Below are 16516 nucleotides of genomic sequence, written 5' to 3' on the forward strand. Positions count from 1 at the left end.
CTTATTGGCAGCCAAAAACAACGAACGTCCACCCCAGATTTTATCTGGCGGCGGACTTTCTTCGTTTCGAGGGCCGATAAGAGCGCCGAGCTCTCTTCAGCCGTAGTCCTGTGAGCCCCTGCTAGTTCTTGGGAACCTCAGGCTGAGTGTGCTCCACATAGGTTACGGACGGATCCGGGTCCTCGCGGTCGTACTCGATCTCGTCATCCGCCTCGAGTTCCTCGTGGATTTCCTCGGCGACAGTCTCCACGAACTCCTCGGTCTTCATGTTGGAGGCTGCAGCAAGCTTGCGTAGCTCGCGCTCGTTCTTCTTGGTGAAGTGCTCACGCGGGTCCAGACGGCGCTTCACCAGCTTGCGGGCGCGCACACGACGGCGGGACTCAGAGGTAATCTTGTCGCGCTGCGTGATCCAGCTGATGACCATCACCGCGATCATGAGCAGGCCGATCCAACCCAGAATTGGGTAGACGCTGGAGACCAGCTTCTTGAAGCCCACGAAGGACAGGATGAAGCCGATGACACAGGCCGCGGCGTAGACGGGGTAGAAGAGCTTCGGCTTCTTGCGGGTCAGGCGCTTGCCCATGGCGTAGAACATGCCGATGGCGGTGTTGAAGACCATTCCGTAGATGATGAAGGTCATGAAGTAACCCAGTGCCGGGTTCACGTTGTTAATCAGCGTGAGAACCGGAAGATCCTGGCCGTTGACCTCAGGGGCCACCATGTACAGGGACACCACGAGCAGAGCCAGCAGTACAAGATAGATGATGCCGCCGAAGAAACCGCCGATACCCACGGCGCGGTTATCCAGGATGTTGCCGCCAATCACGATGGACATGGACACCGCGCACATGACGTTGAGGCCGGTGTAGTTCAGGGCTGCCAGCCACCAGCTGCCAATTGGGCTTTCCACCTGTGCCACGGCGAACTCGTTGGCGGAGGACCAATCCACATCCGTGACCACAATGGTGTAGCCGGTGGCAAAGACGACGAAGATAATGATGAACGGCGTAATCGCGCCGATGACGGAGGTCACCTTGTCCACGTCGAGGAGGCCGACGAGGAGGACCAAGGCGAGCATGATCGCGCCACCGACCCAAATGGGGACACCGTCGAACTGCTGGCTAATAGTAGAGCCACCACCGGCGAACATGACGAAGCCGATGGCGAATAGCGTGGCAAGCGTTCCATAGTCCAGGACGCGAGAGATGATCGGGCCACTGATCTTGTCGTAGACGGCAGTGTGCTCATCAGCCTGGAAGTACGATCCCAACTGCAGGATCGAAACACCGGTAATCAGCATGAGGGCTGCGGCAAGTACCACACCCCACAGGCCCCAATTGCCGAATGCCACAAAGTACTGCATCGCTTCTTGTCCAGATGCAAAGCCGGCGCCAACGACGACGCCGATAAAGGCCATAGAAATGGCCACTGCGCGTTTCCACATAAGGTTAAGAGGTCTCTCAATCTCACACGAGCCGGGGGTCGTCACTTTTTGAGGCGTGATGCGGGCGGTCGGAGGCCGCGCGGCCCGGGTCGACTATCGATTTATCACGTGTGCCTCGAAAAACATTAGGCATGGCGGACAGGTATTTTCCAGCTGAAACGGTCTCAACGCGGTGTGATGCGTGTGACAGTAGGGTAATGTTCTCAGTGTCTGTGCAGGTGTGTACGTCGAGGCTTGCACTTTATAACGGCTCGGTAACGATTATTCGCGGTGGTCGATGAGGTCTTTTCGTGCTCGGGCTACTCGTGAGCGGATGGTGCCCACGCGCACCCCGGCGATTTTGGCAGCCTCCTCATAGGTGTAGCCCAGCACCTGGGTGAGGATGAGGGCTTCGCGACGATCGTCGGGGAGGGCGTCGATAAGCGAACGTGCGTCGATCCATTCGCTCCACGTGCCGGCGTTCTCGGGAGCTGGGGCTAGGGCCGCCGCATCCTCATATTCGGTGGCAGATTTCCGGGGGCGTGCCATGTCGTGGCGGATGTTGTCCACCCATACGCGGCGGGCAAGGGAGAGTAGCCACGTGCGCGCAGAGGAACGCGCGGCAAAGCGGGGGAGGGCGCCGATGACGCGCAGGTAGGTTTCCTGGGTTAGGTCATCGGCAATGTCGGGTCCGCCGAGGTGAGCAAGCAAGCGCCAGACGTCATCCTGGGTGGACTTAATGAACTCCGTTAATGCTGCGCGGTCGCCGCGTCCCGCCTTTAGTGCAAGGTCGGTAACGCGCGTATCATCGCGCTCGGAGTGGGGTTTCACCTCCCACAATCTACCAGCAGCGGTGGGCCACCTTAGTTATCGCTGTGAGGTGGCGTTCGGTTTGGTGAACCTGTTGCGGGGGTCATATTTCGGCGGTAGGCTATGAAACGTCCGAGATTGATAATAATCCTCAAATTATCAACCGAATTAGGAGGAATTTTCCCCAATGACTAACGCTTCGAACGAATCTGCAGCAGACAAGGTACTGGACAAGGGCCAGCGTGCCCCGGGTGGCCCGAACACCACCCGCCCGTCCGGCCAGCCGGTGGCCACCGAAAATACCAGCATCACCAACGGTGAGAACGGTCCGGTTGTTCTCAATGACATCCATCTCATTGAGAAGCTGGCCCACTTCAACCGTGAGCGCGTTCCGGAGCGTACCCCGCACGCGAAGGGCCACGGCGCTTTCGGTGAGCTGCACGTCACCGAGGATGTGTCCGCTTACACCAAGGCCAAGCTTTTCCAGAAGGGCACCGTTACCCCGATGATGGGCCGCTTCTCCACCGTTGCTGGTGAGCAGGGCTCCCCGGATACCTGGCGTGACGTTCACGGCTTCGCGCTGCGCTTCTACACTGAAGAGGGCAACTACGACATCGTGGGTAACAACACCCCGGTGTTCTTTATCCGTGATGGCATCAAGTTCCCGGACTTCATCCACTCCCAGAAGCGCCTGGGTACTAACGGCCTGCGCGATGCTGACATGCAGTGGGACTTCTGGACCCGTAACCCGGAGACCACCCACCAGGTGACCTACCTCATGGGTGACCGCGGTACCCCAAAGACCACCCGCCACCAGAACGGTTACGGTTCCCACACCTTCCAGTGGGTCAACGAGCAGGGCGAGGCATTCTGGGTGAAGTACCACTTCAAGTCCCGTCAGGGCGTGGAGAACTTCACCGACGCTGAGGCAGGCGAGGTGGCCGGCCAGAACGCTGACTACCACCGCGAGGACCTCTACAACGCCATCGAGGAAGGCAACTTCCCGGTCTGGGACGTCAAGGTTCAGATCATGCCGGTCGCTGAGGCCGAGGGTTACCGCTTCAACCCGTTCGACCTGACCAAGGTCTGGTCCAAGAAGGACTACCCACTGGTGGATGTCGGATACTTCGTGCTCAACCGCAACCCGCGCAACTTCTTCGCACAGATTGAGCAGGTTGCACTTGATCCGGCCAACATCGTTCCGGGCATTGGCCTGTCCCCGGACAAGATGCTGCAGGCTCGTGCCTTTGCTTACTCTGACCAGCAGCGCTACCGCATCGGACCGAACTACAAGCAGCTTCCGGTCAACCAGCCCGTGAACCAGGTCAACACCTACGAGCACGAGGGCCCGATGCAGTACCTGTTCAACGCCCCGGAGGATCCGGTGTACTCCCCGAACCGCCACGCCAAGGGCGGCGGCTACCTCGACGGTGACGAGAACCTGCGCTTCAAGGAGCAGGAGACCACCACCGCTCCGGATCTCTACGTCAACCCGGACCCGGCCGGCATCGACCTGGTCCGTGCGCCGTACATTCACCACGCTGAGGACAACGACACCGTTCAGGCCACCGACCTGTACGAGAACGTCTACGATGATGCCGCCAAGGAGCGTATGGCGGACAACATCACCAACGCCATGGCTGGTGTATCCCCGGAGACTGAGGAGCGCGTCTACGCCTACTGGGACGCTGTCTCCCCGCAGCTGGGCAAGCGCGTGCGTGAGCTCTTCGCTGAGAAGAAGTAAACAGTAGAAGCTGAACGCCTAGGCGTTAAACAGTTGAGCGGAATGTGACCACTCAATATCGCGGCCCCGTCGGATACTCTCCGGCGGGGCCTTTCCGCGCGCCTGACGCCTTTTTCCCAGCGTGAGCGATAGTTTCTATACCATGACCTCACGCCTAGCCACTTCTTCTGATGCCGAGCAGCCCGGGCGCACTCGCTCGCTGCTGATCGCCGCCCTTTTCCTTCTACCGCTCATCGTCGGTGCAGTGGTTGCCACTGCGTCCCAGTGGCAACCAGCTCAAGCGTGGTCAGAGGAGCAGGCCGGTGCACCCAGTGACGGCACGATTGATCCTACTGAGCTTTATGATGTTGCCCGAGCCCTCACCGAAGCCAATGCTCAGGCCGGCTTCCTGGCCAACGGAACACAGCAGCTCACCGATGGTACCGGCGAACTCAAAGGCGGCGCAGACGAACTGGGCGGCGGCGTGGACCAGCTCGCGGGCGGCTCACAAGAGCTGTACGACGGGCTTGTCCAGCTGCAGTCCGGCACCGCTCAGTTGGGCAATGGTGCCACCGAGCTTGCCGACGGCGTCGGTAGCGCCGTCGATCAAGTCGTCGGCCTCGGCGTGGTGCGTGGCCAAATCCTCGAAGCTATCGACGGCACCGTCAAGGATCTTGAGGGCAACAACTCCCGTGAGGCGAAGGAAATTCGCTCACAGCTCGGTGATCTGCGCGCCCAGGTGGAGAATTTCCAGTTTGACCAATCCATCCAGGACCAGCTCATCCAGCTCAAGGACGGATCGCGTGAGCTTTCAAACCAACTGGCGGTCAATGGCTACGCCTATCATGACGGCGTCTACCAAGCTGCGGAGGGTGCCAAGCAGCTTAACGCCGGTATTGGCGAGCTTAACGCCAAGGTGGATGAGGCGCTCAAGGGCGTCGATGAGCTTGTAGCCGGTGCCGAGAAGGTTGATGGCATGGCCCAGCAGAACAAGACCAAGGTTCAGGGTGCACAGCGCGCCCTGCCCACCGTGGCTGGCCCAGCACAGCAGCACTCTGAGCCCGCGCAGCTGCTAAGCCCCATCGTGGCGATGCTGCTGGCCGCGCTCGCTGTTCTTGGTGGCGGTGTGTTGGGTGCCCTGCTCACCCGTGTTGAGCGTCGTCTCGTGACCCTGATTGGCGGCGCGGCGGTGATCGGCGTGATTGTTGGCCTTCTCATGGTTCTTTTGGCCACCGGTGTGACCGCTACTGCCGTGGGCTGGGCGGTGCTCGCGGCGGTGGGGGCCGGGGTGGCGTCGGCAAGCGCGATGTTCGCCCTGGTTCGTGGCCTTGGTGTCCCGGGGTGGGGCCTGGGTATCCTGCTCGGCGTGCTCCAGGTGGGCGTCGTAGGATGGGCGTGGAAGGCGGCGTCCACGGGCACGGATCTGAATGCGGCACTGAGCGCCCTTGTTCATCTTTTCCCCATGCATTGGGCAACGTCCGCCATTACAGTGGCAGGAAATGGGGGGAATTCCCCACAGCTCTTTGCCGGGATGGCAATTTTGGGGGTAATCATCGCCGTCTCGATTGGCGTTGTGGGGGCACCCTCTTCTCGGCGCCCAGAAACAAAAGCCTAGCTCAGGGCCTCGCGGTGTGAGAGCGGGCTGAGCAACGGCTAAAGATACTACGATTTTCCGAAGTTAGGTATCGCAACGAGGGGAAATAGTGCTAGAGTTAAAGTCGCTCACAAAGCCTACTTAGGGGGTAGGCAAACGGTTTCTCCAATCCGTTGTGAGTGATAGGGAATAGGGGCGACGCGGCTGCTGTAGGGGCACCGCGTCGTTTCCCGTTTTCGGGGGTAAAATCGACGATATCCCGCTCTAGGATTGGAGAACTATTGTGACTTCGGACCGTGATATCAAGCCGTTTGCTGCTAGCCGTGGCCCCAAGGTGACGTCCGTCGGCGCTATCGTCGGGATGGCGTTAGCTAGTGGTCTGCTTCTCGGTGGGCTTGGCGCTGGGGCAACCCTTGCAGCCGTCGGCACTCCTGAGCGCTCCGACTACGTCATTCAGCCGGCCCAGCAGACGGTGCAGACGGACATCATGGATCCACATGACGTGCTCACTCCGGAGGAAGAAGAGCGCATGCTTCGCGATGCCTCCCGGATCGCCGCCCCAGATGTGGTTCAAGGCCTGCACTACGTGGTTTTCGCCAGGAATCATGAAAACGTCAACGACACGGTGGAGGAGTACCTGCGGGACCAGCATCCAGAGCTCATTGGCAAGGACAAGTTCGCCGACGGCCAGGTGTTCATCGGGGTGGGGCTGAACCCACGTCGAACCTTCGTTTTCTCGGGCGAGGACGTGGCCAAAGCGCTTGATTTGCGTAAGGATGACCGCCATTTGAGCCGCTCCATCGATGCCATCAAACCGGGAGCGCGGGATGGCAATATCCCCGCCGGGTTGTTCGCAGGCGCGTCCACCGCAATTGATGCTGAGCGTGCTGCCGATGCTCGGTTTGAAAGCGCCAAGAAGAGTCGTGTCGGCGGGGCCGTGGGACTCGGTGTGGGCGGACTTGCGCTAGGAACCGTTGCTGCAGGCACGGTTGGCGGAGTGCGCCGCAGCAAGCAAAAGAAGGCGATGCGGGCTCGTGAGGATTGGGATTATGTGTCCCAGACGTACACCGATGTTGCACAGCGCTTGCAGTCTATTGATATCCGTGCGCATTCGCTGCAGTCGGGTTTGGTAGACGAGCGCATGCGTGAGGACTGGGAGGGGCTGCGCGATGACTTCCTAGCTATTGATCGCTCCGTCGGGTCCTTCATGTCTATCCCTGCCGATGCGCCGGATGAACAGTTTCGTTCGCGCGCCGAGAAAATCGCGGAGGCACGACTCATGTGTGAGCGCGTAGAAACGGCCGAGGCCAATCTGGAGAAGCTATACCGCGTTGAGAACGCCGACGTTGATGCCCGCCGCTATGAGCTCTATGAGTTGGGCAAGGATCTGGCGCAGGCGGGGTATGTGGCTTCCGATATTGATTCTGGGGCCGCGCGTCACGCTAAGGAGCTGGAAGATGCCGCCGTGGCATTGTCCAACCAACCGGATCATCCGCAGTTTATGGAGCGCTACCTGGAGATCCTTGACCGTTCTGCACTGCTGTCGGAGCACCTTCAGGGCCAGCTGCAGAAGCGCAATGAGGCCGACGAGCGCCCTGAGCGCACCCACATTTATGACAAGGATTTCTTCGCTGGTTCCGGCTACAACGGTTACGTGCCGTTCTACGTTGTGAGCAGTTGGGACAGCGATGCTGTCGCCGCCCGTGATTCTAACTCTGGCAGCAGCGGCGGCGGTGTCAACAGCAGCTTTAGCTCGGGCTTCTCCGGTTCGGGTGGCTCCTCCAGCTTCTAAGGAAGCAGAGGGCCAGGCCGGCAAGGGCGACTCACAATTCGGAAGCCCGAACCCCCGCTCAAGAGTTGAAAAAGTGGAAGCGCAGACCCGAAAACTCAACATGAATCCTGTCCCCATAAGAAGCGCTAATCACGGCGGCCACGCTGTTACCGCTGACGCGGATGATGGGGAGCGAAAAACGATGGTGGTTTTCACCAAAAGCAAACGTGTGTGTTGACCACGACGATAGCTGTGGCAGAAATCATGGTAGGAAGCCCTGATGGCCGCACGACACTCACGACAACGGCGCACCCTCCGGTACAAGGGGGTCAGACTGGGGCGTTTCGGCGCACAACAAGACTAGGCTTAGCGACATCTCTGGTGTTGAGCTTATAAACCAGGTGCATGGTGAATCCGAAAACGCAGTGCCGTCCTCGAGCTCAGCGCGTTGGGATTAATGCCCTTCTACATGGCGCTACTAGGCTTTATCAAGACATACAGAGCTTTATTAGGCGGCCTGCACCGCTCAGAAATTCAAGAGACGCCAACTCACTCCCGTGCATATTTGCACATTCTGGCGGAAACTTTACATCACAATCTACTCCCAGAGAGTTCACAGTGCTCTGGCAGCGGCTGACGTGCGTCTGACAGCTGCCGTTCACAATGGCAACACTGCAGCCTGTTCCTACACATACGCTGGAAAACGTATTAAGTGCAGATAGTTAAATGGTGGTAGTGTTCAGTATGCACTATAGGGCTAATCAATAGCTTAGCGTTGAAGTCGAGATTGGCTGCGGTGTGCTCAGCTACGAAATCGTGCCTTGAACAGCGAGATCGCCACTGAGCCGGAATATATCTTTCAAATGTGAAGAGGAATAATGAGTATTTCAAGAAGATTGCCCCGAAGGGGGTGGGCGCTCTTAACTGCGATTCTCGCAATAGTTGCAGTTATCGCGGCTTTGCTCGCCGTGCCGTCGGAAAGAGCCAGCGCTGCGGAACCCACCGATTTTGTGCCCAATACTAAATTGGGTAATGAGGACGCTAAGCGTGCCACAAGTACATTCGGAGAAGATCCTAGCTGGGGTATGCTTGTTTGGGCTGGCGAATTGCTGGACCCCGAGAACGACCCACATCCCGACAATGCTCCCAATAAAGAAAATAATGTTGGCTGGGCGTGGTGTATTGAGACAAGCTTTGTACCTCCCCTTTTCACGTCGAACAAGTATGACAAAGCGAATGCTAAGCGTCTCAAACTTCGTCCGGAGTATCATGATCCAGTGATCAGACTCGCACGGATGATGCAAAGTGCGGTTGCGCGAGGCGATAAAAAGGCGGCTGCTAACTATTATGTTTATCTAGTAAGCTTTACCGCCACTGCCGCTCTCTCAAGGTCACAGGCTATCGGTACGATTACGGGCCTAGATCCAAAGTACAATAATCCACACAACAATTTGAACTTTAGCGGCTATACAGGACGCTACGAAGAATTCACAAAACTTACGGGTTATCGATTTGAAGGTAGATACCTTGAGCAGATGAAACTCGTAAGAGATAAATCGGTGTCGATCCCAGAGCAACCTCGAGACGCATACATCACCGTTGTTCCTCCTGAAGGAAACGACGCTAAAGATTCTCAAACAATTATGCCAGTGGATCAGCCGGGCCTACCTGACGAGAACGGTGGAAGCGGTTCTAACCCGTCCACTAAGACGCCGTCGATTAAGACGAAGGCTGAGTTTGCTGAGGGTTCGGTTCGTGTTGTTAATGGTGCGGTTGTTACTGACACTGTGACCTATGAGGGTCTGGTGCCTGGTAAGAAGTACCACTTGGATGCGACGTTGATGTCCAAGGATGGCGAGACTGAGCTGGGTACTGGTGAGGCTGAGTTCACTGCTGCTGAGAGTGGTAGTGGTTCCACCACGGTTGATATCACTGTTAAGAATGCTGAGCAGCCGGTTGATGTTGCTGTTGCGTTTGAGGAGTTGACCTCTGTGGAGGTTAATGCTGATGGTGATGAGACTCCGGGTGCTGAGACTCCGAATAAGATTGCGGAGCACAAGAATCTGGAGGATAAGGCTCAGACTGTTACCTCTAAGAAGACGTTGACGCCGTCGATTAAGACGAAGGCTGAGTTTGCTGAGGGTTCTCATGAGGTTGTTGCTGGTGCCAAGGTCATCGATACTGTTGATTACTTCAACTTGGTTCCGGGTAAGGAATACACCCTGAAGGCTGAGCTCATTAACAAGAAGGACGGTAAGTCTGTTCTGGGTAGTGGCGAGGCTGTTGTTAAGCCTGAGTCTGCTAATGGCCAGGCTGAGGTTGAGATCACTGTTTCTGAGGATGTGAAGGAGCCGGTTGCGGCTGCTGTTGCGTTCGAGAAGTTGTTCTCTAAGCAGGTCAATGAATTTGGTGAGGATGCTCCGAATGAGGAGGGTGACGGTAATTTGATCACCACTCATGAGGACATCAGTGACAAGGATCAGACTGTTCCGAAGGGCGAGGAGACGACCACGACGAAGGAGCAGCCGACGCCGACCACAACGAAGGAGCAGCCGACGCCGACCACGACGAAGGAGCAGTCGACGCCGACCACAACGAAGGAGCAGCCGACGCCGACCACGACGAAGGAGCAACCGACGCCGGAGCAGCCGACGCCGACCACGACGAAGGAGCAACCGACGCCGACCACGACGAAGGAGCAACCGACGCCGACCACGACGAAGGAGCAACCGACGCCGACCACGACGAAGGAGCAACCGACGCCGACCACGACGAAGGAGCAACCGACGCCGACCACGACGAAGGAGCAGCCGACGACGTCGAAGGAGAATGAGTCTGGTGAGCCGAAGATTTCGACGAATGCTGACTTTGCTAATGGCGCAACTGAGGTTGTTGCTGGTGCGCAGGTCAATGACAGGGTGACTTATGAGGGCTTGGTCCCGGGTAAGGAATACACCTTGAAGGCTGAGTTGATTTCCAAGGCTGACGGTGAGTCTGTGCTGGGTGAAGGTGAGAGGACCTTTACTCCGGAGGCTTCTAAGGGCGAGGTTGTTGTTGAGATTACGGTCTTTGACAAGGTGACGGAGCCGGTTGAGGCTGCGGTTGCTTTCGAGAAGCTGTTCTCTAAGCAGGTCAATGAAGATGGCGAGGATGCTCCGAATGAGGAGGGTGACGGTAACCTGATCACCACTCACGAGGACATCAACGACAAGGATCAGACGGTTCCGAAGGATAAGGAGACCACGACTCCGACCGAGCCGACTAACCCGACGGAGCCGACGGAGCCGACTGAGCCGACGGAGCCGACTGAGCCGACGAAGCCGACCAACCCGACGGAGCCGACCGAGCCGACCGAGCCGACTGAGCCGACGGAGCCGACCAACCCGACGGAGCCGACCAACCCGACGGAGCCGACCGAGCCGACCGAGCCGACTGAGCCGACGGAGCCGACGGAGCCGACGGAGCCGACGGAGCCGACGGAGCCGACGGAGCCGACGGAGCCGACGGAGCCGACGGAGCCGACGGAGCCGACGGAGCCGACGGAGCCGACGGAGCCGACCGAGCCGACGGAGCCGACCGAGCCGACGGAGCCGACGGAGCCGACGGAGCCGACGGAGTCGACCGAGCCGACCGAGCCGACCGAGCCGACCGAGCCGACCGAGCCGACCGAGCCGGAGAACCCGGGTGAGGAGACGACCCCGAATAAGCCGGGCGACAAGCCGGGTGACGAAGATGGCAGCTCGAAGAAGTCTGACCTGCCGTGGTGGCTGCTGCTCATCCCGGGTCTGGGACTTGTCAAGATCATCGCCGACGGTTTCGATGGCGGCCACGATGGCGGCGATAACGTCAGCGATGGCGACCACGAGGGTGGCAATGACCACGGTGACGTGACCGAGGACAACGTCCGTGACAACGACGTCAAGGACGAGTCTGTCGAGGACGCCGGTCGCGGTGACCGTGATAAGAATGCCCTGGACGCTACTGCGCCGGAGGACGCTGGCCAGCCGCTGCCGTCCAACGCCGAGCGTGTCGAAATCAAGCACGTACCGTCTGGTGCGACCAAGCTTGAACCGGGCATGCAGAGCTACATTAAGTAGCCTGTAGCGCTAGCAGAACCTAGGTTCTGCAGGAAGCCCTCCAGTATGTGTATGCACACTGGAGGGCTTCTTCGTATTTTCGTTAAACGCTCGCGCCTAGCCGGTGGTGAGCAATGCGTCGCACTGTGTGCGCTTTTCGACGCCGCTAAAGATCGCCTTAGTAGCGTCCTTCTGGAACTTGCGGGAGCGCTTGAGCTGGTCGCGGCTGTTTTATTTGCCGAGACGCACCGCCTCCGGGAGGGTAGTCAACGTGCCCCAAGCAGTGACAATCATGTGCGCGGTTTCATCGCTGTTGGCGTCAACGCCCGCCATGGAGAAGATGTTGTTGACCTTTTCAACGGATTCGAAGAATGCGGTGCGCAGTGGTGAGTGCGGCTCCCCAATTCGAACCGTGGACTCAGGCACGTTTAGTGGGTCTGCTTTACCTTCAGTGACGCTCTGGTCTTCTTCTGCGGCCCGTTGTGCAATGGCCACACCCGCTAGGGTGATGCCTGTGAGGAAGTTCTCGGCGTCGTCAAGCTCAGTGATATGCAGATTCGGCGCCAACACGCTACACAGCATGGCGCGGCGTGAAACGTCGGCGTCGGCGTAGGCAATGGTCTGTGAGAGGAACTCCCAGGCATAGCGATACTTCAGCACGTGTGCCTTGAACTCTTTGGCGCGCTCGCGGGTGTCCCTATCAGCAGAGGCTCTATCGGCGCGCCAGCGACTTAGGAGCTTTCTGAGGCCCCAGGTAGCTTCTCTGAGCTCAAGCCAGCCATGTAGGCTTCAGCAACCTTGTTCATCTCGTCGAGGTCGTAGTAGCCCGCGGTATCGAGCTCACCGAGTATTATCTCACCCAGCCCATCAACACAGGGCCGTAAAAGAAGCGGAACTAAACCCAGGACGCTTCAAATCAACACATTTTGTCGTTTAGGCCGGTTTGGGTGAGCGCCGAGATTTGAAGGTGAAAACGACGAAAACCCGCAGTTTCCTGCGGGTTTAGTGGTCGGGATAACAGGATTTGAACCTGCGACCTCTTCGTCCCGAACGAAGCGCGCTACCAAGCTGCGCCATATCCCGGTGTCCGCTCTAAGCGGTACCGGATTACTTTAACGCACCCCGGTTCGAAAGGGCAAAACGCCAGCGTGGGGGTGCTTTCATTACCGGGGGTTTGCGCTGCTGTGTGGGGGCTAGGTGTTCTTCTCGGTAATGCGCAGCAGCGTGGCGGACGGACGGCAGAACAGGCGGAAGGGGACGAACTTGGAGGTGCCCAGGCCGTTGGAGACGTGCATGAACATGGGGCCGAATTTGTGCAGGCCTTGGGCGCGGGCGCGGTCGATGCCGCAGTTGGTCACGATGGAGCGCGAGCCTGCCACCTTGAACGGAAGGCAGAGCTGGCCGCCGTGCGTGTGGCCGGACAGTGAGAGCTGGTAGCCGTCGGCGGCGAACTTCTCCAGCACGCGGGGCTCGGGGGAGTGCAGCAGCGCTAAGGCCAAGTCGGCGTCCTCGTTCGGGGCGCCGGCGATTTCAGCGTAGTCATCCAGGTCGTGGTGCGGGTCATCCACACCGGCGGCGGCCAGGCGGACATCGCCGACCTTGAATTCCACGCGGGCTTGGTTGGCATCATGCCAGCCGCGCTCAAGGAAGGCCGCGCGCATGCCCTTCCACGGCAGGTTTACATAGGACGGCGTGTTCTTCTTACCCACAAGGTAGTTGAATGGGTTCGGGATGCGCGGCGCCCAGTAATCGTTGGTGCCGAAGCAGAACAGGCCCGGGCGGCTCAGCAGCGGGCCGAGTGCGCGGAGGACATCGGGAACGCCGGCCTCATCGGAGAGATTATCGCCGGTATTGACCACGAGATGCGGGTCGAGGCGGTCGAGGCTGGAAACCCACTCGATTTTGGCGCGTTGGCCCGGAATCATGTGGAGGTCGGACACGTGCAAGAGGCGGAATTCAGACTCATCGCGCAGCGTACCGGGCGGCAATAGGGGCAGCGTGTACTCCTTGAGCTCAAATTTGGTGAGTTCCGAGTGCGCCCACGCGGCAGTGCCGAGGCCTGCGGCGGCGAGTCCGCCAAGGATGGGAAAAATCTTCACCCTCACCACCCTACCTGGCTCGCTAGCGTAGATTGAAGGGCATGAGTGAGTTGAAAGAAACTATCCGCGCAGACCTCAAGACCTCGATGAAGGCTAAGGACAAGGCCCGCACCTCCGCGATCCGTTCCCTCCTGTCCGCCATCCAGGCGGAGGAGACCACCGGTGCCCGCCACGAGATCACCGATGAGGACGTGCTCAAGGTCATTGCCCGTGAGATCAAGAAGCGCCGCGAGTCCGCCGAGGTCTACGAGGCGAACGGGCGCCCGGAGTTGGCAGAGGCGGAGCTTGTTGACGTCCCCTTCTTCGAGGCCTACCAGCCTGAGCAGCTTGACGACGACGCACTGAACGCCCTCGTCGCCGAATCCATCGCCGAGGTAGAGAAAGAATCTGGCGAGCCGGTCACCATCAAACAGATGGGCAATGTCATGAAGGTGGCCAACGCTAAGGCCGCTGGCCGTGCCGACGGCAAGCGTCTGTCGGGTGCTGTGAAGGCGGCCCTGAACTAACGCTCAGCGTTAGAGTCCGAAGAAGTCCCTCACGTCGTTGGTGAGGCGGTCCACATCCTCCTGGTTGAACAATGGCTCCGGCTGGGAAGGAGGCTGGTCGCCGCCACCGCCGGTGGCGGGCGGCGCGTAGATGTAGTCGGTGCCGGCGCCGGTGTCGGTGCCGGTGCTGGGACTGCTTGGGGCGGAGGAGCCGTCGGAAAGCTGCAGCGTTACCTCCGCACCCTTCTTGGTGCCGGACGCGCCCGTGATGACGCGCACCACCTTGCCATAACCCACACCAGGTGCTGCGACTTCCGTGGTCTTGACGGTATAGCCCGCCTTCTCCAGGGCCTCTCGGGCTTGCTTTTCGGACTTGCCCTTCAGGCCGTCGATAAGCGGCGAGACCGTACCCGAATCGTAGGCGTGGTCGTAGTCCGGAACCGTGCCGTTGGCGGCCTCTGGGAGGCGTGCCGCCATGGTGTAAAACGTCGAGGCCGGCTCCTTGCCACCGAAGAGGTTGCCGTTCTGGCACTGGCGTACAGGGCCGGTGCACAGCGGAGTCGTTGTGGTGCCGTCGTTATAGATATACGGTGCGGCCGCCACGGCTGAGTTAAAGCCCAAGAAGGCCGAGGACTGGTTGGACTCAGTCGTTCCCGTCTTGGCTGCCGCTTGGCCTGTGAACCCTGCTGCGCGTGCCGACGCCGACGCTGTGCCCTTCTGGGTATCGGCCGTCATGTTGTTCTCCAGCGCCTTGGCTACTTCCTTGCCCACCGCGCGTTCACACGGCGTGTGCTTGAGGTACACCTCATTGCCGTGCGCATCCGTGACCTCCTCAATAGGGTTCGGCTCGCACCACATGCCTTCCGAGGCCACCGTTGCGCCCACGTTAGACAGCTCCAGCGCATTCACGGCCGTTGGGCCCAAAGTAAAGGAACCCAGGTTGGCATTCTTGATGTGATCAGCGATGGATGCGTCACCGTCGTAGCTGCCGGGGTCCTCGTAGGAGCGCAGGCCTAGCTTGACGGCCATATCCACTACCTGCTCGACGCCGAGCTGCTCAATGAGCTCAATGAATGGGGTGTTAGGGGAATAAGCCAGGGTGTCCTGCAGCGTCATGGTGGCGGCATAGTTGCCCGCATTTTCCACGCAGTACTTATTCGGCGGGCAGTTCTCCGCACCACCGAAGCCAAGGCCCTCGGCCTCGTAGCGGTTGGGCACGGCGAGGCGGTCTTTAATTCCGTAGCCGGACTCCAACGCTGCTGCGGCGGTAAAGAGCTTGAACACGGAACCCGCGCCGTTACCCACCAGTGAATTGGGCTGGGGGAGTAGGGTTTCGTGGTTGTCCAAGTCGAGTCCGTAGGTGCGGGAAGACACCATGGCTAGGACCTTGCGGGAATCGGCGCCGGGCTTGATGACGTTCATCACTTCAGCCACGCCCTCTGCATCCGGGGCTGTGTGACTGCGCACCGCGTTGAGGGCCTGGTCTTGGATATCCGGATCCAGCGTTGTTTTGATGGTGAGGCCGCCGCGGGCGAGGTGCTCGCGGTCAATGCCCTTATCCGCGAGGTAGCTCACTGCATAATCGCAGAAGAAGCCGCGGTCGCCCGCACCGATGCAGCCATTGGGGAGGGTGGCTGGGCTATCGAGCACGCCCAGGGGCTGCTGGGCAAAATTATCGGCGTCCTCTTGGGCCAGGGTTCCGTTGTTCACCATGGCCTGCAGTACCACGTTGCGGCGCTCCCGCACGCCCTCCTCATTGGTGTAGGGGTTGAGGTACTCAGATGATTGCACCATGCCGGCGAGCATCGCTGCCTGCGGCACGGTGAGGTGAGCGGCGTTGGTGCCGAAGTAGGTGCGGGCAGCAGCCTCAACACCAAAGGAGTGGTTACCGAAGGGGACGAGGTTGAGGTAATTCGTGAGGATCTCATCCTTGGAGAGCTGCGCATCGATATCGGTAGCCATGCGCATCTCGCGCAGCTTGCGCGGTACGGACTGCTCGGTGGCGGCCTGGCGCTCCTCATCGGTGGTGGCATTGACGAGCAGGAGGTAGTTCTTCACGTACTGCTGGTCAATGGTGGACGCGCCTTGGGAGACGCCGCCGGCCGCCAAGTTAGTCCACAGCGCGCGGAAATTGCCCTGGAGATCGACGCCTTCATGCTCATAAAAGCGGCGATCCTCAATGGCGACGACGGCCTGCTTCATGGCATCTGAAATCTCATCCGGCTTCACTGGGTGGCGGCGTTGTTCAAAGATATACGCCATGGTGTTGCCCTTAGCGTCGAGGATGGTGCTCACGCCGGGGGTATCTCCGGAGGTGAGATCCTGGATGTCCGATTGCATCGTCTCGTTGGTTTTGGCCACGGCGACGCCGCTGACACCCGCGATGGGGGCTAGTGCTAGGGCGATGAGGAGGCCGACCAGCGCAGTGGAGAGGACGAGCTTTCCCAGGGATTTGATGACAGTCACCCTCCACACACTAGTTGCTTGAGGCCAAATCCGGGAGACCCCCCTAAAGTGTGACCTGTTAGACAGGGA

At 59.5% G+C, this 16516-nt stretch carries 10 protein-coding genes and 1 tRNA gene; 5 read left to right on the top strand and 6 right to left on the bottom strand.

All coding sequences use genetic code 11. From position 1 onward, the window contains the following. Positions 1-121: 121 nt before the first annotated feature. The gene (locus tag CSING_RS00980) at positions 122-1444 is read right to left on the bottom strand and encodes a YkvI family membrane protein (RefSeq protein WP_042528927.1); all 1323 of its coding nucleotides are present in this window, start codon (positions 1442-1444) and stop codon (positions 122-124) included. A 261-nt stretch (positions 1445-1705) separates the two neighbouring features. Next, positions 1706-2254 (bottom strand): RNA polymerase sigma factor, encoded by a 549-nt coding sequence (locus CSING_RS00985; RefSeq protein ID WP_042528929.1) that lies wholly within the window; start codon positions 2252-2254, stop codon positions 1706-1708. 166 nt (positions 2255-2420) lie between these two features. On the opposite strand from CSING_RS00985, the gene CSING_RS00990 reads away from it, so the two are divergent. The 4 genes from CSING_RS00990 to CSING_RS13700 all read left to right on the top strand — a co-directional run bounded on the left by CSING_RS00990 (position 2421) and on the right by CSING_RS13700 (position 11418). Then, positions 2421-3977: a catalase gene (locus CSING_RS00990; protein WP_042528931.1), complete on the top strand. Its 1557-nt coding sequence runs from the start codon at positions 2421-2423 to the stop codon at positions 3975-3977. A 142-nt stretch (positions 3978-4119) separates the two neighbouring features. Next, on the top strand, positions 4120-5571 hold the full coding sequence (locus tag CSING_RS00995; RefSeq protein WP_042528933.1) for a membrane protein: 1452 nt from the start codon (positions 4120-4122) through the stop codon (positions 5569-5571). Between the two features lie 262 nt (positions 5572-5833). Beyond that, positions 5834-7342, top strand: a complete 1509-nt coding sequence (locus CSING_RS01000) for a DUF5129 domain-containing protein (protein ID WP_042528935.1) — start codon at positions 5834-5836, stop codon at positions 7340-7342. Positions 7343-8970: 1628 nt separating this feature from the next. After that, positions 8971-11418 (top strand): VaFE repeat-containing surface-anchored protein, encoded by a 2448-nt coding sequence (locus CSING_RS13700; protein WP_236683998.1) that lies wholly within the window; start codon positions 8971-8973, stop codon positions 11416-11418. Positions 11419-11628: 210 nt separating this feature from the next. On the opposite strand, the gene CSING_RS01010 is transcribed toward CSING_RS13700, so the two are convergent. The 3 genes from CSING_RS01010 to CSING_RS01020 all read right to left on the bottom strand — a co-directional run bounded on the left by CSING_RS01010 (position 11629) and on the right by CSING_RS01020 (position 13496). Next, complete coding sequence (locus tag CSING_RS01010; RefSeq protein ID WP_042528937.1) at positions 11629-12057, bottom strand: hypothetical protein; 429 nt, start codon at positions 12055-12057, stop codon at positions 11629-11631. A 346-nt stretch (positions 12058-12403) separates the two neighbouring features. Continuing rightward, positions 12404-12480: transfer RNA gene (locus tag CSING_RS01015), tRNA-Pro, on the bottom strand. A 110-nt stretch (positions 12481-12590) separates the two neighbouring features. Then, the gene (locus CSING_RS01020; RefSeq protein WP_042528939.1) at positions 12591-13496 is read right to left on the bottom strand and encodes a metallophosphoesterase; all 906 of its coding nucleotides are present in this window, start codon (positions 13494-13496) and stop codon (positions 12591-12593) included. 41 nt (positions 13497-13537) lie between these two features. On the opposite strand from CSING_RS01020, the gene CSING_RS01025 reads away from it, so the two are divergent. Beyond that, positions 13538-14002: a GatB/YqeY domain-containing protein gene (locus CSING_RS01025; protein ID WP_042528941.1), complete on the top strand. Its 465-nt coding sequence runs from the start codon at positions 13538-13540 to the stop codon at positions 14000-14002. Between the two features lie 9 nt (positions 14003-14011). On the opposite strand, the gene CSING_RS01030 is transcribed toward CSING_RS01025, so the two are convergent. Next, positions 14012-16447 carry a transglycosylase domain-containing protein gene (locus CSING_RS01030; protein ID WP_042528943.1) on the bottom strand — a complete coding sequence of 812 codons (2436 nt, stop codon included), beginning with the start codon at positions 16445-16447 and terminating at the stop codon, positions 14012-14014. Positions 16448-16516: the final 69 nt, after the last annotated feature.

This window comes from Corynebacterium singulare, from assembly GCF_000833575.1.
Classification (GTDB): Bacteria; Actinomycetota; Actinomycetes; order Mycobacteriales; family Mycobacteriaceae; genus Corynebacterium; species Corynebacterium singulare.